We start from the raw sequence: 23,531 nt of genomic DNA, 5'->3' as shown, positions 1-23,531 counted from the left end.
TTTATAACTCCTTTTTAGGTAAGATGATTGTTACTTGTGGACCTGAAGACCAATTACTAAATATTAGCTTACCACGATGTAAATTAATAATTGTTTGGCAAAGAAATAAGCCAATACCTAAGCCTCTTTTCTGATCTGTTTGTTTAGTATTTAGCTCACTTTTTCTATTACCCAACTGCTGGATTTGTTGTTTTGAAAATTGTTGGCCAATATTTTGAATAACAATTTCTACCATTGTTGCTTGATTCCTAATCAAGATATTAATTGCTTCATTGGCATCCCCGTGCTTTTGAGCATTATCAAAAAGGTTGATTAAAACTTGTTGAAATAAATTATTATCAACATCAAGCCAAATTAACTCATCAGGAATTTTGAAGTTCGCTTCAAAGGCTGGATTAATCCATTTAAACTTTTCGGTTGCCGCAAAGATAACATCTTCAATAACCTCGCTAGTATAATCCAATTTAACTTTTCCTTGACTTATTTTGGTAATTGTTAGGATATTCTCAATCATTTGAATCAGCCAATTAGATTCTTTATTAATATTTTTTAGTAACACTTGATCATCCACGGTTAAATTATCGCGCATCAATAAATGATCGGTACTAGCCATAATACTTGTCAATGGTGTTCGCAAATCATGTGAAATTGATCGTAATAAATCGCTTTTCAATTGATTATTTGCATTATCAACCGCTATTTTGCGCTTTTCTTGTGCTAAATAGTAGTTATCTAGGGCTAATGCTAATGGAAAAAGAAATATTCCTAATTCTAATCGTTGGCGATAATCAAACTTGCGCCCATTAACTACTAACACTGCTAAAGGACGTTGTTTAAAAGTAATTGGCAAATAAAATAATTTTTTACCACTTAAAGTCTCAGTACCATTACCAGCGGGCTGATTATGGTGCCAAACCCATTGAATAATTTCATGATTATTTTCATCTAAATTAAATTCTAAATTTTGTGCATAATGACTCACTACCGAATGAGTTCGATTATAAAAAATTTGAACAGGAGTATCAAAATAATCACGTAGTATATTAGCCACCTTTTGACTCATTACTTTGGGCTCATTCATACTAATCAAAGTTGTACTCAAATCAGATAAAATCGCACTTCGTTTAGCTTCCTTAACTGAGGATTTCATCTGTTTTGTTAGCTTTGATGTTAGGCTACTGATAATAATGGTTGTAATGACCATCATTATCAATACTAGGATGTAATAACTTTGTGCAATTTTAAATGAAAAAATAGGTTGCACAAATAAATAATCAAATAAAAATACACTGGTTACACTACTAATCACCCCCGCTATATATCCCTTAGTAAAGCGTGAAATTAGTACCACTGCAATAAAATAAACCATGATTTTGACTGAATTCTCAGCTAAATAATGATGCAACATTAAATTAATACCAGTTGCTAGTAATAATAGTCCAATTGCTCGCATAAAATCAGATAGTTGGACTTCTTTAAAACGAATCTTAACTGGTAGCCAACGAGACTTCCATGAACTCGATTGCCTAATTCCTGGAATTATTTGAATATCTACAAATGGAATTGCTGCCATAATCTTATCTTCAATATTTTGTTGTAAAAATCCTAGCCATCTTTGATTAGTATGCTTACCAATTACTAAATTAGATATTTTTATTTCTTGCATATATTGAATTAGGGCTTCGCTAACCGATGTACCTGTCAGTATTGCTACTTCACCACCAAGTTCTTGTACCAATTTTAAATTAGCTTTCAAAGTGTCAGTTGGCAAATAATTTTGTCGCGTATTAACATACACTGCTGTCCAAAGAGCATCGAATGCTTGGGCCTGCCTATATGCCCAATGGATGGCATTAATAGCATTTGGTGATTCACTAATTGCGACCAAAAAATGGCGAGTTTGCTGCCCTTGTTTTGAATTATCTTGACTAACTTGCCGAGTTACTTGTTGTAAAGCAATTTCACGTAATTGTGTTAGGTGAGGCAACTTAAAGAAATTCTGAGCTGCTAATTGTGCTTGCGGCTGTCGATATATTTTTCCAGCTTTTAACCGATTTAATAACACGCTTGGCTCAATATCAATTAATTCCAAATTATCTGCTTGTGCAATAAAACTATCTGGCACAGTTTCCTTGACATTAACGTTTGTAATTAGCTTAATTAATTCATGTAAACTAGCAAAATGTTGCACATTAACTGTGGTATATACAGATATCCCTGATGATAAAATTTCTTCAATATCTTGGTACCGCTTCCGATTCCATGAGCTACTATTGGTATGAGCTAATTCATCAATGATAACCATATCTGGGTGCCGCTTAATAATATTTTTAACAGACAATTCATGAATTTCAGTCTCCCGATATTGATGTTTAATCCCATCAATAATTTCAAAACCCATCAATAATGCTTCAGTTTCAATGCGCTGATGAGTTTCAACATATCCAATTACAATATCAACACCTGTTTCTAATAAAGCATGCCCTTCTTCAAGCATACGATAGGTTTTACCGACACCCGCTGCATATCCTAAAAATATTTTTAATCGTCCACGTTTACTTTCAGTGGCATTGATTTCGTCTAGCCATGTGCGTGCGTCTTTAACCATCTTTAAACTCCATTCTTACTTGTTGATTGACTGTAATGCCAGATTTGCTTTCACAATATTTACCGCTGTAGTTCCTAATAAGTTATTAAGTGCACTAGTTGTCGCACTATTAACAATTAATTGCACTTGTTTTGGGGTTATTTTGTTCTCCCGTGCGATACGATTTATCTGATAATTAGCTGCCGCCAAACTAATATATGGATCGCTACCACTTGCTGAACCAGTCACCAAATCAACTGGAATCAATTGAGAATTATATGGATCTAATGCATGAATTTGAGCCACTCGTTTAGAAATGGCTAATTTTTGAGCAGAACTATTTTGAGCTAAGTTACTTGCTAATGGAACTCGACCAATAAATAACTTAGGATTTAATGTATCTGTAGCAATTAATTCTGAACCAACAACCTTTTTTTGCTGATAAATCAAACTCCCATTTGCTGATTTATGAAAAAATATTTGGGCAACGGCCGTTGTTACACCAGTATATAGGATTGTACTAATCATCAATAGTCCAATAATAATCGTTGCTTGTTTTAATAAAACTTTCACTTTAATTACCTCATTTTATTCCAAGTAAAGTTAACCCGATATCAAATATTTTAATAATGAAAAATGGCAATACTAAACCACCAAGACCATAAATTAATAAATTTCGACGTAACAACTGATTGGCACTCAATTCCTTATATTTAACTCCACGTAAAGCAATCGGAATTAAGGCAATAATAATTAATGCATTGTAAATCAATGCGGCTAAAATTGCTGTTTTAGGACTTGTTAAATGCATGAAGTTTAAGCTAGTAAGTCGCGGATACACACCTACAAATAGAGCTGGTAAAATTGCAAAATATTTAGCAACATCATTAGCAACACTAAACGTTGTTAAAGCTCCGCGTGTCATTAGCAGTTGTTTACCCACTCCCACAATTTTAATTAACTTTGTTGGACTAGAATCAAGATCAATCATATTACCAGCTTCTTTAGCTGCAACCGTACCTGTATTCATAGCAACGGCAACATCAGCTTGTGCTAATGCTGGTGCATCATTAGTTCCATCACCAGTCATCGCAACAAGGTGACCATTATTTTGATAGTCCTTAATAACTTGTAATTTAGATTCAGGAATTGCCTCAGCAATATAATCATCTACCCCAGCCTCAGCAGCAATTGCAGCCGCTGTTAAAGGATTATCACCAGTAATCATAACTGATTTAATCCCCATTTTACGCAAGGCTTCAAACTGTGCTTGTACTCCTGGTTTAATAATATCTTTAAGGTGAATCACCCCTAAAACTTCACTGTTAGCTAACACTATCAAAGGTGTACCACCATCTTTGGCAATTTGTTCAGCAATTATTTCTGTATCTTTAGGCCACGTATACTGACTATTTTCAACAAATGCTTTTACGGAATCAGTGGCACCTTTTCGATAGGTATCACCATTAATGTCTAAACCACTCATTCGTGTTTTGGCTGTAAACGGTACAAAATTAGCAGTGCTCGTATCATATTCTGTGGCTGTCAAATTAAATTGTTCCGCTACCAAATCAACGACACTCCGTCCTTCTGGGGTATCATCAGCAATTGAAGCTAATAATGCGCCTCTAGCTAATTTTTCTGAGGCTACACCATCGACTGGGTATAATGCAACTGCACGACGATTACCTAAAGTAATAGTCCCTGTTTTATCTAAAAGTAAAACATCGACATCACCAGCAGCTTCAATCGCTCGACCACTTTTGGCCATCACGTTTTCTTTATTCAAACGACTCATCCCAGAGATCCCAATCGCTGATAATAACGCACCAATTGTTGTTGGTGCTAAACAGACTAATAAAGCTGTTAAATTAGTTACTGAGACCGTTTGACTTGCAGTTTTACTAGCAAAACTACTAAAAGGATAAAGAGTTGCCACAACTATTAAGAAAATAATTGTTAAAGTCACTAATAAAATTTGTAATGCTAATTCATTAGGTGTTTTCTTACGTTGGGCACCCTCAATCATGTTAATCATTTGATCAAGGAAACTTTCACCGGCCTTTGCTGTAATACGAATAACTAAAATATCTGATAAGACCGTTGTCCCACCAGTCACAGCACTACGATCACCACCTGCTTCACGAACAACCGGTGATGATTCACCTGTAATAGCACTTTCATCAACAGCAGCTGTCCCTTGAATAACTTCACCATCCATTGGGATTTGTTGCCCAGCAGCGACTAATACAATATCACCAGGTACCAATTGGTTAGAAATTATTTCTTCTGTTACTTGTGTTTGTTCATTAATAATTTTATATGCAATTACATCTTGTTTTGACTTTTTTAAACTATCTGCTTGTGCACGCCCCCGTCCCTCGGCAATTGCATCCGCATAATTGGCAAACAAGACCGTTAACCATAAGATTAGAGCAATACTAAACGTATACCAACTGTTACCAGGATTTACTCCCATAAAGCCAGCTACGAATAATAAGCTTATTAAAATCGCGCCAATATAGACTACAAACATGACAGGATTTTTAACTTGCACTTGTGGTGAAAGCTTTTTGATTGCTAAAACAACATTTTCCATCTTACTACTCCTAAATATAGCTTATTATGCTAAAAAATCAGCAATCGGACCAAGTACTAGTGCTGGCACAAAATTCAACGCACCAATCAATAAAATAATAAAAACTAATAATACCCCAAACAAACTTGTATCTGTTCTTAGCGTACCAACACCTTGGGCAACAAATTTCTTTTTAGCGAGACTACTCCCCATTAAAATCATGGCAATTAAAGGTACAAAACGTGTAATTGCCATTACTAAACCACCAATCAAATTAACGCCTAACTGATTACCATTAAAACCACCAAAGGCTGATCCATTGTTGTTAGCCATTGATGAAAAGGCATATAGTATTTCAGTAAAGCCATGTGGTCCATGGTTAACTAAATTGGCTTGAATATGCGGCAAATTAACACCAATTGCGGTCCCAATTAATGACAAAATTGGTGGAAATAAAATCGCCAATGACACCATTTTCATTTCATAGGGTTCGATTTTCTTACCTAAATATTCTGGTGTACGGCCAACCATTAAACCGCTTATAAAGACTGTTAATAATACAAATGCCAACATTCCATATAGTCCTGATCCAATACCACCAAAAATAATTTCACCTAATTGAATCAAAAGCAATGGAATTAAACCACCTAAGGCCGTGAAACTATCTAAATTGGCATTTACAGCTCCATTTGAGACCGCAGTTGCTAATGTATTCCATAAGCTAGAATTACCAATTCCATTAATAACGTTTTTACCTTCAAGTGAACTTGAACCAGTTATCCCAGTAAATTTAATACCTGTATTTAATTCAGCTAAAGTTGTACCAATAATGGCTAAGCTCAAGAAAATTAGCATAACTATAAAAATCAAACGAGCTTGGCGTTTTTCTGTGAAATGACCAAAAGTTACAACTAGTGATGCTGGTAATAGTAAAATGGCCCCCATTTCAAAGAAATTGCTAATAGCATTTGGATTACTAAATGCAAAACCGCCATTAGCACCAAAAAAGCCACCACCATTACTACCGAGTAACGAAATAGCATACTGACTAGCAGCTGGCCCGAGTGGAATTAAGGACGTCCCGACTTTGATATTCCCTTGTAAAGTTTGAACACCTCCGCAAGCAACAATAATAAATGCTAATATAAAAGCCAATGGTATCAAGATATATAAAATAAATCGTACAATATCTTGCCAAAAGTTCCCAACTGTAGTTGTATATCCTCTTTTAAATCCTCGCATAATTACTAGTAAAGCGGCAACTCCCACAGCAGGCGATAAGAAGTTTTGCGTAGTGAATCCCACTATTTGTGTTAAGTATGACATTGTAGTTTCACCACTATAAGCTTGCCAATTAGTATTAGTAACAAAACTAATTGCATTATTGAAAGCCAATGACCAACTAACATTACCGACGTGATTAGGATTTAATGGTAACCATTTTTGGATTAATTGAATTAAAAAAACTACTCCAAAGCTACCAATACTTACTGCACCTACAGCACCAATATATCTTTTAGCTGTCATCTCATTTGGTTGCTTTTGATAGCCTAACATTCGATAAATAAACTTTTCAATCGGTTGCACAAAGCGCAATAACCCTACCGATTGATTGGTCATTACTTGATAAATATAATTACCTATTGGAATGGCTGATAAACAAATAATTGCAATAAATATGATATCGCGAACCCAAATCATGCCTGATCACCTCGCATTAAGATATAAAACAAGTAAGTAACTAGCCCACTAACACTCAAGAAACTAAGCCATAAAAAAAATACCATTGTATTTTCTCCTCTAAAATTAATATAGATGTATCCTAACAAGGGCTATGTTAAATTGGTGTAAAAAAAGTAAAAATTTTATCGTGCAGCAATTAAGCATTTTAAAAATTTAATAAAATATTTAACAATGTGATAAATATATGCTAAAATTAAGCTTACACTAGTAGTTAAAGGAGTACACGCTATGCAACGGAAGTGGGTTCTTACAATCTTGACCGTTATTGATTTTGCTACCGTCATTTTGATGATCAATCCGCTTATTGATGTTTTCAAAAACGGGTTGCAATCAGATAGCGCTCTAAAAACTGGGCTAATTATTGTTATTACAGGGTTAATAAATCTAACTTACGTGCGTAACTGAGGCCTAGCCTATTTTTAATAAAGAAATAACCCACTTTGTGAACTTTCAGTTGCTAAAGTGGGTTTTATTATTTTTTACATCAATTATTACTTGTGTGATACAAAGTTATAGACATTCAGCAATTACTAAGTATACTTAAAAAATATAGCCATAATTTTCACAAGTGAGGAATTTTTTATGTTTAAGCATCTTGAAACTTTTTTTGCTGTCTTTGAAGGTCGAAGCTTCACAAAGGCTGCAGAAAAATTATTTATTTCACAACCCACCGTATCTGTACATATCCGTCAACTTGAAGCTGAATTACATATGAAACTATTTGAGCGAAATGGACGATCAGAAATCGTACCAACAGCAAATGGCGAAAAATTATATCAAAAATTGATTATAATGCAAAACGAATGGCGCAAAGCTATTTTCGAAATTTCCCAAGAGCAACAAGAAAAAAGCGTACTACGAATTATGACAACTGAATTGGCAAGTAGCACCTTTTTACCAGATATAATTGCTCTAATTAAGCAAACCGTCCCTACATTAGCCTATCAAATAACTATTGCTCCCATTGATGTCATTAATACTAAGTTGACAACAAAGCAATTTGACTTGTTCCTTTCTGAAAAGGAAATTAATCACCTCAATTTTGAATGTATACCTGCCTTTAATGACGAATTAGTATTAGTTGGTGAGCCAGACTCTACTGAATGGATTGTCCCGAATTTAAATCATCCTGATTATTCATTTTTTCAAACATATTTCCGCGAACATGATTTATTTATTGATAGTTCAATTAATGTCAATGATGATTTTACGCGACTAAGTCTTGTAGCCCATAAAGTTGGTAAAACCATTATTTCTAAAGCCCTAGTTACTGATAATATTAGTTCTATGCCCTTAGATAGTAGCTATTCTCGGCCGATTTATTTAACTTATCCAAATCAAGCCAGTGATGCTATTATTTCAGATGCAATTAAAATTATCGCTGAAAAATACAAAGATTCATCGGCCAATCATTAAAAAAGATGGAGTTACAGCATATCTCTTTCACAGTAATAACTAGTTTATAACACTTGTTTCAAAAGGCAGATACTAGCATAAATATGAAAATCCCGACCAAATTTTTAATTCAGTCGGGATTTTTTAGTTTCATAGCTATACGCCTTTTATCATCTACAACTAACATTTAAATGCTTGATCAATTAATTGATATTCTTCTCTTGTTAATTTTAAACGTACACTCTTAGCATTGCTTAGTACTTGACTAGCAAGCCTTGCACCAGGAATCACAGCCGTTATCGCTGGATTTTGTAAATACCATGCTAATAATATTTGGGTAATAGTAGCCTCATATTTTCCAGCAATCGGTTTAATATTATCAATTGCTGCTAAAATTTGTGCGTAACGTGGATTTTGAAAATTGGGACGGCCGTATTGCCAATCTTCTTTTTTAAATTCTTGGGTAATCTTATACTTTCCTGTCAAAAGACCGGATGCTAATGGAAAATATGGAATAAATGAAATTTGATTAGCTTGTAAATATGGTAGTAAATCTATTTCAGCTTGTCGTTCAACTAAACTATATGCATCTTCTACAATATCCACATACCCATCGGCATTCGCTTCTTTAACTTGATCTAGGCTAAAATTTGAGATTCCAATTGCTCTAATTTTACCAGCCTCTTTTAATTTTTGGAGTGCCCCAACTGCTTCGGCCTTTGGAGTTGTTTCATCTGGAAAGTGGATATAAAAAATATCTAAATAATCAGTTTGTAAACGTTGTAATGCATCGTCAACTGCACGTGTTAAAAAATTTGGTGCATTATTTATAGCTAAATTAGCTTTTACATCATGCGCTGCTTTAGTAGCAATTATTATTTTACTACGATCATAATTACCTAATACCTGACCAATTAACGTTTCAGATTGGCCTAATCCATAAACATATGCCGTATCAAGTAGCGTAATTCCTTGATTTAATGCCGTTTTTACAACTTGAATGCCATCCTCATCGGATAAATTATTAAATAAATTATGGCCACCAACTTTATTAGTACCTAGCCCTAATTTTGGAGTAAATACCGACGTATTAGCGATTTGCGTTTTTTCCATCTTTTAGCACCTCCATATTAATCTATGGAGTTAATTATACGCTTTTTGTCAAAATAGCACTCAAATTAAGCTAACTTTTAACTTTACTTAGCAACCCACACTCGCCAACGTATTTGTGCTGGTAAATTGATAATGATAACAGCACCTAAAGCGAGAATAGTTCCAATAGCTTGCCAAAATTGAAAGCCGACATTTAGTAAAACTACAGCTAAAACTGTTGCCGTTAGTGGTTCAAATGTTCCGAGCATGCTTACCATTGCTGGTGACAAATAATTAAGGCTCATTAAATAGCAAATATATGACATTAACGTGCCAATAATTACAATCACTGTTACATAGCCAATTGACTGTAAATCAAAATGAGCTGGCATTTTCCATACTGGATGTTGGAAGTTAGAAAAAATACCGCCAATCAACATCCCCCACCCGACAATTGGTAATGCTGAATATCGGCGTAATAATCCACGAGGTATCAACGTATACGCAACCGTTCCTAAAGTTGAAATTAATCCCCAATAGACTGCCTTTGTTGGCACAACTAATTGAGCTAAATTGCCGTTTGTTATTAGTAAAAAAACACCCATTAATGAAATCATGATTGCTATGATTTCACTTCCACGAGGTAAAATTCGCTTAAAAATAACAAGTACCAAAACAATAATTGCTGGTGCTAAGGCTTGTAAAATAGTTCCAATTGCCGCATTCCCAAAATAAACCGAAAAAATAAATGCACTTTGCGATATATAAACACCAAAGATTGCAAAAAATAACAATAATAAAACATCTCTTTTACTGGTCCAAATTTTGAAAATTGGCTGGCGTTTAATACTCAAATACGTGAGCAGTATAACACCGGTAAAAAACATCCGTACCGATACTAACCATTCCGGGGATACAGAAATATGTTTAAATAATAAACTAGAAACTGCAGCACTAATGCCAAAAAAAGTTGCCCCGAGTGCGGCAAGTAGAATCCCTAAATATTTTGAATTCATCTTTATACTCCAAGTATTTAAAATAATTTACAACACTTAGCATTATAACAGGTAAAAGTTTACCCCTGGGATAGTTTTTTAACTAAAATTTATTAACTATTCTAAAAGTCACTCACTTATTTGTATTATAAATAAGCTCTCATAATACTATATTAAAAGGCTGGAAGAACATTCTTCCAGCCTTTTAATATAGTATTAATTTTTAAACCTAGTCTTTATCAAGCTTTTCTTTTACATCATCAACAACATCTTCTACTTTGTCTTTGATTTTACCAAACAAGCCTTGAGCCTTACCTTCTGCTTCTTGCGCTTTGTCATCTGTAACAGTTCCCTGAACCTCTTTTGCTTTGCCGACTACTTTATCTTTTGTATTTTCAAACTTATCTTCCAAAGACATAATGTTGCCCCCTTAATCTATTTATCAAATATTTAAGAACAACTCTATTATCGCATTTAAAGTAATTAAACCCAATTAATATGCTTAACCCTTCTTATTTTGAGCAATGTATTCATCAATCATGTAACCCATAACAAAACTATCATGGTAACAGCCTTCCGCAAAGAAATGACTTCGTAAACGACCTTCTTCAATAAATCCTAATTTTTTATAGATATGAATTGCAGCTGCATTATCAACGTCAACATACAAATAAACCTTGTGCATATTAAGAACCTTAAAGGCATATTCAACACCTTTTGAAAGGGCTTCTTGTGCGAGCCCTTGGCCTTGAAATTTGCTATCCACAATAATTTGAATTTCCGTATTGCGGTGTAAGTAATCGATATACATCAATTCGACAACACCCGCAAATTGGCCATCAATATCAATTACAAAGCGTCGTTCAGATTGATCCAATACGTGTTTTTCATACAAAATTTCTAATTCATCAAATGAAGTATATGGTTCTTCAAACCACAATGCCATCACTCGCCGAGCATTTTCCTGACGGTATATATATTGAAGATCGCGTTTTTCTAATGGACGAATAATCATAATTGACTCCTCTTGAATAACTTATTAATTAATTTAGAATAAATATTAAAAATTTTAATATCATACTGCCTAAACTTAGCACTATTATAACTTAACGTCAAACTTTAGTGAATTTTAATTATTTATATTTTGACTATTATTGACCAATTAGTTATATTTAAATCAATTACAAAATGCTTACTTTATGTAAACAAAAAACCTCCTACCCAACAACTAGTAGGAGGAAATCAACATATAGTTAGCTTGGAGACTATCTAGAGTGTGACTTGGTCACATCTATAATATAGCATTTTGTTACTATATGACCAAATATTTTGCTCAACTATGCAAATACACTGCTTTTAATTTGAGGAGGAATCACATGACTTCAGTTTATGATTTTAACGTTACCGATGAACAAGGAAACACTTATCAACTCAACCGTTACCAAGGCCGTCCAATGATTATTGTCAACACAGCAACAAAATGCGGCCTTGCACCTCAGTTTAAAGAACTTGAGACCTTATACCAAAAATATGCCAATCAAGGTCTTATTATTTTAGGATTTCCTTCTAATCAATTCAAGCAAGAAGAAAGTACGACTGCAGCGGCGGCTGAAGCTTGCAAAATGACCTACGGCGTTACCTTCCCGATGCATGAAATTATTAATGTAAACGGTACTGAGGCAAGCCCATTATTTAAATATTTAAAAAAGGCACAACCGGGTACCCTTGGTTCTGCCATTAAATGGAATTTTACGAAATTCTTGGTCAACAAAGACGGTGCCGTCATTAAACGCTATGCGCCGCAAACAGAACCCAACAAAATTGAACCTGACTTGCAAAATATATTTTAAAACTATAACTTCCAAAAAGTACGTAAAGCAATAAAAGTCCAATATACTCGAAATACTAGTAAAGCTCCCAGGTAAATATTATCTTACCTAGGAGCTTTATTAGTATTTATTGCTATCATCCGATTTTTATCATAGTTTCATTTATATATATCACTAAGTAATGGTATCTATCTCGATGATTTTTCGTGATACTTAAAATACCAAGCGATTGTTTCCAAAACAAAAATAATTGCTAGTAATACCATTTTTTGATTTTCTGAAATAGAAGAAAAATATTCAACTAGAAAGTAGCCCAAAAATAACAAAATAATTGCAATATTATAGTATCGTAATCCCTTAGAGTTATAAGTCAGTTTATTGGTATGTTTACATTTCGTTCTTTGCCACCAAGCACTTACTAAAGTAATAATGCCCATTAAAATTAATCCAACCGTTAGCAGTCGCATTAGCTTTTACTCCTTTAACTCAAATATTGTAATTCATAATATCTTTTTTCAATTTAATAATGTTCTAAATTAAAAAAATTTAAATAAAAAATTATTATTTATTCACATGTGAAAATTTGGTAATTACTAAGTAGTTCCATGCTACAATTACAATATATTCTTTTTGAGGTAAGATTTAATGTTTAGCAATTTAAAATCTGGTATTGTAGCTGCAATATTACTTGGTATTATTTTGGCATTTCTAGCAACGTTTGCCATTTTACCATTAAGTGATCACGGCACCCAAATTAGCTTATTTGAACTTCTTTTATCACTTATGGCAATCGTTGGATTTGGCTTGGTTGCAACAGGTTTACAATCTCGACTATTTCCTAAAAATGGTAGTATATTAGTAATTATGGCAATGTCAGTTACGTTTCTAATTGTTAGTTTATTGCTTCGGTTAATCAGTTAAGAGTAACCAACAGTGATATTATTCATTACTCTTAACTTTAAATATAGCCGTAAATTTATGTTTAAAAGGTCCAATATATTCGAAATATACACAAAAATACCAGGAAATGGATTTCCTGGTATTTTTGTGTATATTTCATTTTCTAATTATTTACCCTAGCTTTACATAATTCATATCAACTATCTATATCAATTATTTATAATAGTCCTCTTGAAGACATTTTAGTTCTTCAAAATAATATTTTTCTGAAAGGAAATAATTAATCAATGGACGTAAGATTTGAACATGTTTCACTCGCTTATGCTAATAAACAAACTAATATTCTCACAGACATTAACTTTAAAATTCCTGCAGGCCAATTAACCTGTCTTTTAGGTCCTAGTGGATGTGGTAAATCAACCACCTTAAATCTAATCAGCGGCTTACTTGAACCTACGAAAGGTCAAATCTTTTTTGGTGATAAAGATGTAACAAGGTTAGATGCTCTAGAACGTAAAGTTGGCATGGTGTTTCAAAGTTATGCATTATATCCGCATATGACAGTCTTAGAAAATATTTGTTTTCCATTACGAATGGCTAAGATGGCTAAAGCCGAAATGTTAAAACGTGCAACTGAATTAGCCCAACTTGTTCACGTCGATGCAGAATTAACCAAAAAGCCCGGCGAACTTTCAGGTGGCCAACAACAGCGAGTAGCAATTGCTCGTGCACTTGCTAAATCACCAAGTATCCTATTATTGGATGAGCCTTTATCTAATCTAGATGCACGATTGCGAGTTGAAATGCGCGATGAAATTCGTCGTATTCAAAAAGAAACGGGCGTAACTACGATTTTTGTTACACATGATCAAGATGAAGCTATGCATATTGCTGATCAAATTATGATTTTAAATAATGGCACCATTCAACAATTTGCGGCTCCAAATACTATCTATGCACAACCCCAAAATCTGTTTGTCGCCAAATTTATCGGTAATCCTGTTATTAATACTATTGCTTTGAATGATCATCATCGTACTGATTTTGTAAAATTAGTGCCCAAAGATATTTTAGCTAAGGCAACAACATTAGCAATCCGTGCTGAAAGTATTGTACCTATCAATTCTGTTGATACATTGACACATCCATTTAGTGGCATACAACTTGAAACATACCAGTTTGGTCCTGAAGTAACAACACAAATTGCATATCATGGTGTACCAATTACTAGTAATCAATTCAACACACATACTTGGGTAAATAATCAACATCCTATTCCCTTTGAATTACACAAAAATGGTTACTTTTTATGCGATTCTAACGATAATGTAATTTGGCCACTTAAAGAGCCACTGGTGGTTACTAGATGAAAAATAAAAAAATTACTTTAAAATCAACATTAGTTGCCTATATGTATCTTAGTCCGATGCTTATTTTTACTTTAATTTTTAATTTTTATCCAATTATTAAATCATTTGCACTTAGTTTTTACACAAAATATAACTTCTATACTGACCAAGTATCCGCCATTGGGTTAGATAATTTTAAGTATATATTTGCTGATCCCGACTTTAAAAAGGCAACGATTAATACGTTAATTTTTGTAGTTGGCGTGGTCCCTATTGCTGTAATTTTAGCTATGATTTTAGCATTGCTTCTATATCGGATAAAATTTTTAGCTAGTTTTTTAAAAACGATATACTTTCTTCCTTTTGTTACGAGCACTGTTGCAATTTCACTTGTTTGGCAATGGATTTATAATGATCAATACGGCCTTTTGAACTCTTTTTTAGGGTATTTTAACATTAAGCCAATTAATTGGCTTAATGATCCACATTGGGCTATGTTTGCTTTGATTATTATGACTATTTGGAAAAGTTTGGGCTTCAATATTATTCTTTTTCTAGCTGGTTTAAGTAACATTGACAAACGTTATGATCGGGTAGCCCAAATTGATGGTGCTAATACTTGGCAGCGTTTACGATTTGTCACTATTCCCTTACTATCACCCATGACTTTTTTAATTACTGTTAATAGTGTGATTAGTGGCTTTAAAGTATTTGATGAAATTTATATTCTATTTGGAGGTAATCCAGGTCCCGGAAGTTCTGCACTAACCCTTGTCTTTTATCTTTATCGAGCTTTCTATACTGAATCGCAATATGGAATTGCTGCAGCTGCAGGTGTCGTGCTCTTTTTGATTATTTTAGCTGTGACTCTGATTCAGTTTTGGTACAGTAAAAAGCATGTTCATTACGTCTAAAGGAAACCGTCATTATGAATAAACGAAACCTTACTAAAGGATTAAGCTATTTAATACTATTTTTAGGTGCTTTAATTATGCTAATTCCATTCTTATGGATGGTTGATACTGCCTTAAAAACAGCACCTGAAACAGTTCAAACACCACCAACTTGGTTCCCAAAGCATTGGCAGTTTAATAATTTTGTACTCGCTTTCAAGGCTGCCCCTTTCATTACCTATTTTATTAATAGTATTATTGTGACCTTTCTAACAACATTAGGTCAATTGGTTACTACAATTTTAGCTGCATTTGCCTTTGCTAAATTAAATTTTTTTGGTAAACGGCCGCTATTTTTAATTTGTATTGGAACCATGATGATTCCTGGCGAAATATTAATCATCCCTAATTTTGTGACTTTATCCCATCTCCATTTAATTAATACTTATGGTGCACTAATCTTACCTTGGTTGGCTAGTGTATTCTCCGTTTTCACTTTACGTCAAACATTCATGAGCATCTCTGATGAACTATACTACGCTGCTAAGATTGACGGTTCTAGTGACTGGAATTTTCTATGGAATATCATGGTGCCACTCTCAAAATCATCAATTATTGCCATTGTAATTTTACAAATAATTGGTAGTTGGAATTCCTTCATGTGGCCTTTAATTGTAACTAATACCGATAATTTAAGGACTTTACCTGTTGGTTTAAGTACTTTTACCTCTGATGCTGGGACCGAATTCCAATTATTAATGGCCGCTTCGACAATCATTATCGTTCCAATCATTATTGTCTATATTCTCTTACAAAAACACATTATTGAAGGTGTAAGCAAAGCCGGCTTAAAGGCTTAATTAAGTATCGTTTTCATGTTTTTACTTCAAAATACACTTTAAAAAAGGAAGAATTAGAAATGAAGAAAAAAAGCGTTATTTCAATTATCGTTGTTGCTATCCTAGCGATTGGTGCAGTTGTTTATGTAGGTAGCAACCATTCCAAAACAACACCGGTTACTGCATCTGGGCAACCTATCAAAATAACCCTATGGACAGGAATAACTGGTAACTATCAAAAAAGTTTACAAAATTTAGCCAATTCATTTAATAGCTCACAAAAGAAATATCAAGTTGTTTTAACATCCCAAACTAATTATCAAACCTTGAATCAAAAAATATTAGCAGCCGCTAAATCAGGTACCCTACCTGTTATGGGAATGGCTACTTATACAAGTTTAGCTGATTATAAGCATAACGGTTTTATTCAAAACATTAATGACTTCTACAAGACCACACTTTCAAGCAATCAAAAGAATGATCTTTATCCTTCATTTTTAAGTGGTACTAAAGTTGGTTCTGATTTCTATTCGATTCCGTTTTCAAAATCACTCCGTATCATGTATGTTAACAATGATATTCTCAAAAAATATAACTTGACTGTCCCAACCACATGGGAAGAAATGGCTAAGGAAGGCCAAATTCTTAAGTCGCATGGTATTTATGCTTATGGTTTTGATGCTAGCTTCCAATCAGAATGGGAAGGTATGCTTCACGCTGCTGGAATTAACCCAGTGTCAGCAAGTGGCCAAGTTGATGTTAATAATCCAAAAGCAATTGAAGCAGCAAAAGTTATTTTAGACATGGTTAAAGATCACACAGCTAAATCTGCCGGCTCTGATATTTTTTGGACTAAAAATTTTGTAAATGGTAAATCAGCATTTTATATTGGCTCATCTGCTGGTCTTTCAATTACAACTATGCAAGCACCTAAAAACCTTAATTGGAGTACAACACAAGTTCCAAGTTATCAAGGTAGTAATGCTACCGAAGTTGCTGGTAATGATTTAGTTGTTTTTAAGGGTGCGACACTTGAGCAAAAAGCTGGTGCTTACAGTTTTATGAAATACCTCTTAGAACCTCAAAATACAACTACTTGGGCAAAAGATACTGGTTATGTACCAGTTGATCAATCAGCAGTTAAATCAGATGCCTATCAAGCATATCTCCATACTAATCCACGAGCAGTAGCTGCTGTTAATGCCCTACCAAATTCATTTTCACAAACTAGTTTCGTAGGCTTTAATCAATACTATACGATGGCTGGTCAAACTTTTAATAATATGCTTACAACTCACGTTTCGGCTGAAACTGCTTTAAATAAATTAGCTAATCAAACTAAGCAAATTATCAGTAACAATAAATAAATTTAATTAAGAAGGCTAAACTAATGACCAAAGTAAGATTCTTAAGTGGTCTGACAACAATTGGTGCTAATGTAGTGGAAATTTCAACTGCGACATCACGGGTTTTAATGGATTTTGGTTCAACAGAAAATATCGCTAATATGCCCGCGTTAGAAACCATGTTTAAAAACCACAGTATTCCTGATTCTCCCGATCTGTTTGCACTAAATTCTTCAAGCCAGTATGCACACGAGGCAATTTTTATCAGTCATTTGCATCTCGATCATACTGGAGCCTTACCACTCTTAAACACTGATATTCCAGTATATTTTAGTAGCGATTCTAATCAGCTTTACAAAGCCTTAGTATCAAGTGGACTAAGCTTTGCACATACCTTAAATATTCATACATTTTTACCAAATGTACCAATTTGTATCGGGGATTTAACAATCACCGGATTACCCAGTGATCATGATATATTAGGTATTAATGCCTTACTAGTCTTCGATGGTACTCATCGATTTGCTCACTCCGGTGATTTTCGTCTAAACGGATTTCATCCTGAACTAGTCCAAAATTGGGCTAAAACATTAAGCTCATTACAGATAGATGTCTTTTTAACAGAAACGACGAGCTTTAGTTTCCCTGACACTAAGGAGCAAGGAGACTTTGATAATCCGTTAACAGAATATCAATTACTCAATAAATTTGCCCATATTATTAAAGAATCTAGCCTTTTACCAGTTATTAATTGTTATGAACGCAATATTGAGCGTATTTTAGCATTTAATAATACAAGCTATCAGCAATTACGACCAATTGTTTGGGAATATCAATTTGCCAAATTAATTAATTTATTAAAACCGACAGAACCACTATTGGTCTTAGCTGAATCAATACCAAATGATACCTCGCTTATACAAGCTACGCCAGTTAGCATTGCTGAAATTACTGCTAAATCAGATAAGTATTGTCTTCATTCTACCTTTGCCAATCGTAAATGGTTAACCGCATTACCACCAATTCACTATTTACATTCTAACGGTAGCCCTCTTGGTGCCTATGATCCAAATTATCAAGTTCTACGTGATTATCTAGCTACTATTAATGCCAAATATGAATATTTTGGCTGCTCTGGTCACGCAACGCCAACCGATATTATAGATATCTGTAAAAAAGTGAATGCTAAACTTACCATCCCTTGGCATTCATTTCATCCAGAATTATTCGTTTCGGCTTTCAAAGATAACTCGACATTATTACCACAATATGATGAAATATACGAATTCAATTAACACTGATATCTAAAAATGTATCGTGATCTAAAACCAGCATCTGAATAACTTAATACGATAACACATTTCAGTAATCTGGTATATTAGCATACGAGACAATAAGTATGGCTAACAAAAGGCCCCAAATAACGAATAAAGTAAAAAAAAGACTGAATTGTAAAAAATTCAGTCTTTTTGCATAGCTTATTTAAACTAAGTGTCTTTGTGTAAGACTAGAATAAACCAGTAATCTTACCATGCGCATCAATATCAATATTATTAGCCGCAGGTGTTTTAGGTAGCCCTGGCATTGTTAAAATATTACCTGTCATGGCGACAATAAATCCCGCACCCAACTTAGGTACAAATTCACGAATATGAATTGTAAAATCAGTTGGTGCTCCTAAAGCCTTAGCGTTATCAGATAATGAATATTGAGTTTTTGCCATAACAACTGGCAACTTGTCCCATCCTTGTAGAGCAAACTGTTTTAATTGATTTTTAGCTTTTGGAGCTAATTCAATATTATTTCCACCATAAATTTCAGTAACAATCTTTTCAATTTTAGTTGTTAATTCATCTTTAGCATCGTATAACGGCTTGAATGTTGCTGACTTTTCACAACTATTGACAACTGCCTGAGCTAACTTAAGAGCTCCTTGACCTCCTTGGCCCCAAACATTAGCCAAAACTGCCTCAACATCAAACTGTTTTGTATAGGCTTGAACTAATTCGATTTCAGCTGCAGTATCAGCAGTAAATTGGTTAATCGCAACAACCACAGGAATATTGTAACGTTGCATTGATTGAATGTGCTTACCTAGGTTTGCCAATCCTGCTTCAAGTGCAACTAAATCTTCACTATTCAACTCTTTCAAGGGTTTACCACCATGTAATTTAAGAGCTCGAATAGTAGCCACAATCACAATTGTATCGGGGGTTTTACCAAGTAATGGTGTCTTAATATCGAGGAATTTTTCACCGCCAAGATCCGCTCCAAAGCCGCCTTCTGTAATAGCATAATCACCTAATTGTATTGCTGCACGAGTTGCCTGAATAGAATTTGTTCCCTGAGCAATATTAGCAAAAGGTCCCCCATGGATAATTACCGGAGTATGGGCAATAGTTTGTACAAGGTTGGGCTTGATTGCATCCTTTAACAATACAGTTAATGCTCCAGCAACCCCTAAATCAGCAACCGTCACAGGTACCTTATCATATGTGTAACCAATAACAATCCGATTAATACGGGCTTTTAAATCACTTAAATCTGTTGAAAGTGTCAAAATAGCCATTAATTCAGAAGCTACGGTAATATCAAAACCATCTTCACGGACAACACCACTAGTTGGTCCACCCATACCGATTACAATATTACGTAAAGCACGATCATTGATATCTAGTACACGCTTCCATAAAATCCGACGTGGATCAAGATTTAAAGTATTACCTTGATGTAAATGATTATCAATCAAAGCTGCTAATGTATTATGTGCGGATGTAAGTGCATGAAAATCACCGGTAAAATGAAGATTAATATCATCCATCGGAATTACTTGGCTGTAACCACCCCCGGTAGCTCCACCTTTCATCCCCATTACTGGACCAAGTGATGGTTCACGTAAAGCAATTACTGGTCGTTTGCCAATCGCTGCTAATCCATCACCTAAACCAACGGTAACCGTTGATTTCCCTTCACCAGCTGGCGTTGGGTTGATTGATGTCACCAAGATTAATTTACCATTTAATGGGGCATCTTGGCGATTTGACAAGTCTAACTTAGCCTTGTATTTACCATATTGTTCAATTTCATCTTCAGTTAATCCAAGTTTTTCAGCAATCTTGACGATTGGTTCAATCTCTGCGGCTTGCGCGATTTCAATATCTGTTAACATGTAAGACTCCTTTACAAGCTGAACTTATTTTCCAAGTGCTTTAGCGCCAATATCATGACGATATTGCAATGAAATATCAAGCTTATCTAAATAATTATATACTACCTGCTGGGTTTCAAAAACACTTTTTGCATGACCGACAATGGTTGCAACCCGGCCACCGGCTGTCTGCAATTCGCCATTAAGCATTTTGACACTCGCAAAGTCAATATTTAGTGGTTTAGGAACGGTCATTGGAACTAAATGACCACTCTCAGGCTTAACCGGATAGCCAGGTGCGGCTAAGACAACACCTAAATAAATATCCTCGGTTTGCCAACGTATGTCCACTGGCACACCCGCAACTAAGTTTTCTAATAACTGATAAAAGTCACTTTTTAATTGGGGCAAAACTACTTGTGCTTCGGGATCACCAAAACGTACATTGTACTCAATCACTTTAGGACCACTATCAGTTAAGATAACACCGGTATACAAGATTCCCCTAAATGGTGTTCCTTCAGCAATCATAGCTGCAATGGTTGGCTTTACTAACGTTTCAATTGCAGTTTCTACTACCATGCTATTGATATGTGGTACTGGGCTATAAGCCCCCATTCCACCAGTGTTGGGCCCTTTATCACCATCTAAAAGACGCTTATGGTCTTGGGCAATTGGTGTGGTTATAATTTGGTTTTTGCCGACAAAGGTAAAGATTGAAAATTCTTCACCAACTAGAAATTCTTCAATCACAATTTGAACATCTTTTTTTATGGCATAAGCATTTTTAAGAAAACGTTCAGCGGTTGTTAAATCCTGACAAATGGTAACTCCTTTACCAAAAGCCAAGCCATCTAACTTTAAAACCAGTGGGAATGTTTGCTGATTTACATACGCTTTTGCTGTTTGATAATCGGTGAAAATAGCATATTTTGCTGTTGGAATTTGATATTTAGCCAATAAGTTTTTAGTAAAAGCCTTTGAACCTTCTAACATAGCAGCCGCTCTAGTTGGCCCAAAGATTTTTAAACCTGCATGATTAAAGGCATCTACTACACCAGCAACAAGGGAATTTTCCATCCCCACAAGGGTTAAATCAATTTGATTTTTTTGTGCAAATAAAACTAAATCAGATATTGCATCAACTGCAATGTCAATTGTTGTGATATTGTCTGTCAACATCCCCGGATTCCCAGGAGCAACAAAAACATGTTCAACCATTGGACTATTTATCAGTTGTTGAGCAAAAATATGTTCACGTGCACCATTTCCAATTACTAAAACTCTAGCCATATTATCCTCACTAATGCTTAAAATGGCGATTCTTAGAGAATACCAAAACTACACCAAGCTTATTTGCCATATCAATTGAATCTTGATCTTTTATTGAGCCACCTGGTTCAATGATAGCTGTAATACCATTTTGAGCAGCATATTCAACAGAATCACCCATTGGGAAGAATGCATCGGATGCTAAGACAGCATCAGTAAAACCTGGTTTTGCTTGTGCTTTAGTCATTGCAATCTTAACCGAATCAATTCGATTTGGTTGGCCAGCCCCAATCCCGAGTGTTTGTTGGGCAGTAGCTACAACAATTGCATTTGATTTAACATGTTTTACCGCTCGTTGAGCAAATACCATAGCTTCCAATTGCGCTGGTGTTGGTTGAGCTTTTGAGACAACTTCAAAGTCAGCTACATCTTCAGTAAGAAGATCTCGATCTTGTAATAAAACACCACCTAATATTGAAACAACATCTTTTACTCGTTTGATTTTACCAGTCATTGGTAATGATAAAATTCGCAAGTTTTTCTTCTTAGCTAAGACCGCAAATGCTTCGTCCGTATAGCTAGGCGCAATAATAATTTCTAAGAATATTTTATGCATTGCTTCGGCTGTTGCTAAATCAACTTCGCGATTTAAAACAACAATCCCACCAAAGATTGAAATATCATCTGCAGCAAAAGCACTTTCCCAAGCTGCTAAAATTGTATCTGCTTGTCCTATTCCAGCCGGATTCATATGCTTAACAGTCACAACTGTTGGCTTATTATTAAAATCAGCAGCAATTCGTAAGGCAGCATCGGCATCACGTAAGTTGTTGTATGACAATTTCTTTCCATGCATAATTTCGGCACTTAAAATTGAATATGCTTCTGGTTGTTGGCTAACATATGCGGTTGCCGCTTGATGACTATTTTCACCATAGCGTAATGTATCAAATTTATCATAGCCTTTAGCTAAAGTTACTGGAAAAGTTTCGGTTGTTAGATATTCACCAATCAAAGCATCATACGCCGCTGTGTGTTGGAAAACTTTAGCTGCAAATTGGCGCCGAATAGCTGGCGTTAAGTCATTATTAGATAATAATTCAATAACCTGATCATAATCTGCTGGATCAATGACTGGTAATACAGCTACATGATTTTTCGCTGCTGAACGCAACATTGATGGTCCACCAATATCAATTTGTTCAATCGCATCGACAAAATCAATATCTGGTTGGGCAATGGTTGCCTTAAATGGATATAAATTAACGACGACTACATCGATTGGTTGAATATCATGTGCGGCAATCGTTGCCATATGCTCAGGTACGTCACGCCGAGCTAGCAAACCACCATGCACTTTCGGATGTAAGGTCTTAACCCGCCCATCAAGCATCTCAGGAAATCCTGTAACTTCGTCAATTGAAATTACTGGTAGTCCAGCAGTTGTTAAAGTCTTTAAAGTTCCACCAGTTGAAACTAATTCAAACCCTAATGCTTGTAATTTAGTGGCAAATTCGACAATACCTGTTTTATCAAAAACACTCAAAAGTGCTCGTTTCATGATT

The 23,531-nt window shown here is 34.7% G+C and carries 21 protein-coding genes; 9 read left to right on the top strand and 12 right to left on the bottom strand.

From position 1 onward, the window contains the following. Position 1: 1 nt before the first annotated feature. The 4 genes from HF964_RS07940 to kdpA are packed head-to-tail and all read right to left on the bottom strand — an operon-like array spanning position 2 to position 6,866. Positions 2-2,608 carry a DUF4118 domain-containing protein gene (locus HF964_RS07940; RefSeq protein WP_168722517.1) on the bottom strand — a complete coding sequence of 869 codons (2,607 nt, stop codon included), beginning with the start codon at positions 2,606-2,608 and terminating at the stop codon, positions 2-4. A 15-nt stretch (positions 2,609-2,623) separates the two neighbouring features. Beyond that, a complete protein-coding gene (locus HF964_RS07935) occupies positions 2,624-3,160 on the bottom strand; it encodes a potassium-transporting ATPase subunit C (RefSeq protein ID WP_168722516.1) in 537 nt (178 codons plus the stop codon). Positions 3,161-3,170: 10 nt separating this feature from the next. Continuing rightward, positions 3,171-5,186, bottom strand: coding sequence for a potassium-transporting ATPase subunit KdpB (gene kdpB, locus HF964_RS07930; RefSeq protein WP_168722515.1), 2,016 nt, complete (start codon positions 5,184-5,186; stop codon positions 3,171-3,173). Between the two features lie 24 nt (positions 5,187-5,210). Then, positions 5,211-6,866, bottom strand: a complete 1,656-nt coding sequence (gene kdpA / locus HF964_RS07925) for a potassium-transporting ATPase subunit KdpA (RefSeq protein ID WP_168722514.1) — start codon at positions 6,864-6,866, stop codon at positions 5,211-5,213. 270 nt (positions 6,867-7,136) lie between these two features. Here kdpA and HF964_RS07920 point away from each other — a divergent pair, with 270 nt between their 5' ends. Further along, positions 7,137-7,313 carry a hypothetical protein gene (locus HF964_RS07920; protein ID WP_168722513.1) on the top strand — a complete coding sequence of 59 codons (177 nt, stop codon included), beginning with the start codon at positions 7,137-7,139 and terminating at the stop codon, positions 7,311-7,313. Positions 7,314-7,490: 177 nt separating this feature from the next. After that, positions 7,491-8,324 carry a LysR family transcriptional regulator gene (locus HF964_RS07915; protein WP_168722512.1) on the top strand — a complete coding sequence of 278 codons (834 nt, stop codon included), beginning with the start codon at positions 7,491-7,493 and terminating at the stop codon, positions 8,322-8,324. A 159-nt stretch (positions 8,325-8,483) separates the two neighbouring features. Here HF964_RS07915 and HF964_RS07910 read toward each other — a convergent pair whose 3' ends face one another. The 4 genes from HF964_RS07910 to HF964_RS07895 form a co-directional block, all read right to left on the bottom strand. Continuing rightward, positions 8,484-9,416: an aldo/keto reductase gene (locus HF964_RS07910; protein ID WP_168722511.1), complete on the bottom strand. Its 933-nt coding sequence runs from the start codon at positions 9,414-9,416 to the stop codon at positions 8,484-8,486. A gap of 83 nt (positions 9,417-9,499) precedes the next feature. Continuing rightward, positions 9,500-10,411 (bottom strand): DMT family transporter, encoded by a 912-nt coding sequence (locus HF964_RS07905; RefSeq protein ID WP_168722510.1) that lies wholly within the window; start codon positions 10,409-10,411, stop codon positions 9,500-9,502. A 208-nt stretch (positions 10,412-10,619) separates the two neighbouring features. After that, positions 10,620-10,808, bottom strand: a complete 189-nt coding sequence (locus tag HF964_RS07900) for a CsbD family protein (protein ID WP_168722509.1) — start codon at positions 10,806-10,808, stop codon at positions 10,620-10,622. Between the two features lie 84 nt (positions 10,809-10,892). Next, the gene (locus HF964_RS07895; RefSeq protein WP_168722508.1) at positions 10,893-11,405 is read right to left on the bottom strand and encodes a GNAT family N-acetyltransferase; all 513 of its coding nucleotides are present in this window, start codon (positions 11,403-11,405) and stop codon (positions 10,893-10,895) included. Between the two features lie 361 nt (positions 11,406-11,766). Between HF964_RS07895 and HF964_RS07890 the strand changes: the two genes are divergently transcribed. Beyond that, positions 11,767-12,240, top strand: coding sequence for a glutathione peroxidase (locus HF964_RS07890; RefSeq protein ID WP_168722507.1), 474 nt, complete (start codon positions 11,767-11,769; stop codon positions 12,238-12,240). Between the two features lie 167 nt (positions 12,241-12,407). Here HF964_RS07890 and HF964_RS07885 read toward each other — a convergent pair whose 3' ends face one another. Continuing rightward, positions 12,408-12,686, bottom strand: coding sequence for a hypothetical protein (locus HF964_RS07885; RefSeq protein WP_168722506.1), 279 nt, complete (start codon positions 12,684-12,686; stop codon positions 12,408-12,410). Between the two features lie 178 nt (positions 12,687-12,864). Between HF964_RS07885 and HF964_RS07880 the strand changes: the two genes are divergently transcribed. The 6 genes from HF964_RS07880 to HF964_RS07855 all read left to right on the top strand — a co-directional run bounded on the left by HF964_RS07880 (position 12,865) and on the right by HF964_RS07855 (position 18,841). Then, positions 12,865-13,140, top strand: coding sequence for a hypothetical protein (locus HF964_RS07880; protein ID WP_168722505.1), 276 nt, complete (start codon positions 12,865-12,867; stop codon positions 13,138-13,140). Positions 13,141-13,406: 266 nt separating this feature from the next. Continuing rightward, positions 13,407-14,489, top strand: coding sequence for an ABC transporter ATP-binding protein (locus tag HF964_RS07875; protein WP_168722504.1), 1,083 nt, complete (start codon positions 13,407-13,409; stop codon positions 14,487-14,489). Further along, positions 14,486-15,382: a carbohydrate ABC transporter permease gene (locus HF964_RS07870; protein ID WP_168722503.1), complete on the top strand. Its 897-nt coding sequence runs from the start codon at positions 14,486-14,488 to the stop codon at positions 15,380-15,382. Before HF964_RS07875 ends, HF964_RS07870 begins: the two co-directional genes overlap by 4 nt. 14 nt (positions 15,383-15,396) lie before the next feature. Beyond that, positions 15,397-16,221 (top strand): carbohydrate ABC transporter permease, encoded by an 825-nt coding sequence (locus HF964_RS07865; RefSeq protein ID WP_168722502.1) that lies wholly within the window; start codon positions 15,397-15,399, stop codon positions 16,219-16,221. A gap of 59 nt (positions 16,222-16,280) precedes the next feature. After that, positions 16,281-17,567 carry an extracellular solute-binding protein gene (locus HF964_RS07860; RefSeq protein ID WP_168722501.1) on the top strand — a complete coding sequence of 429 codons (1,287 nt, stop codon included), beginning with the start codon at positions 16,281-16,283 and terminating at the stop codon, positions 17,565-17,567. Between the two features lie 23 nt (positions 17,568-17,590). Next, positions 17,591-18,841, top strand: a complete 1,251-nt coding sequence (locus tag HF964_RS07855; protein ID WP_168722500.1) for an MBL fold metallo-hydrolase — start codon at positions 17,591-17,593, stop codon at positions 18,839-18,841. Positions 18,842-19,053: 212 nt separating this feature from the next. On the opposite strand, the gene HF964_RS07850 is transcribed toward HF964_RS07855, so the two are convergent. The 3 genes from HF964_RS07850 to purH are packed head-to-tail and all read right to left on the bottom strand — an operon-like array spanning position 19,054 to position 23,527. Next, positions 19,054-20,715: a formate--tetrahydrofolate ligase gene (locus HF964_RS07850; RefSeq protein WP_168722499.1), complete on the bottom strand. Its 1,662-nt coding sequence runs from the start codon at positions 20,713-20,715 to the stop codon at positions 19,054-19,056. 24 nt (positions 20,716-20,739) lie between these two features. Then, positions 20,740-21,987 carry a phosphoribosylamine--glycine ligase gene (gene purD / locus HF964_RS07845; protein WP_168722498.1) on the bottom strand — a complete coding sequence of 416 codons (1,248 nt, stop codon included), beginning with the start codon at positions 21,985-21,987 and terminating at the stop codon, positions 20,740-20,742. Between the two features lie 10 nt (positions 21,988-21,997). Continuing rightward, entirely contained in the window at positions 21,998-23,527 is a 1,530-nt protein-coding gene (purH, locus tag HF964_RS07840; RefSeq protein ID WP_168722497.1) for a bifunctional phosphoribosylaminoimidazolecarboxamide formyltransferase/IMP cyclohydrolase, read from the bottom strand. Positions 23,528-23,531 lie beyond the last annotated feature (4 nt).

The organism is Periweissella fabalis (genome assembly GCF_012396505.1).
GTDB lineage: Bacteria > Bacillota > Bacilli > Lactobacillales > Lactobacillaceae > Periweissella > Periweissella fabalis.
Note: the sequence above shows the minus strand (reverse complement) of the source record. Positions and strands in the feature narration are given on the sequence as shown.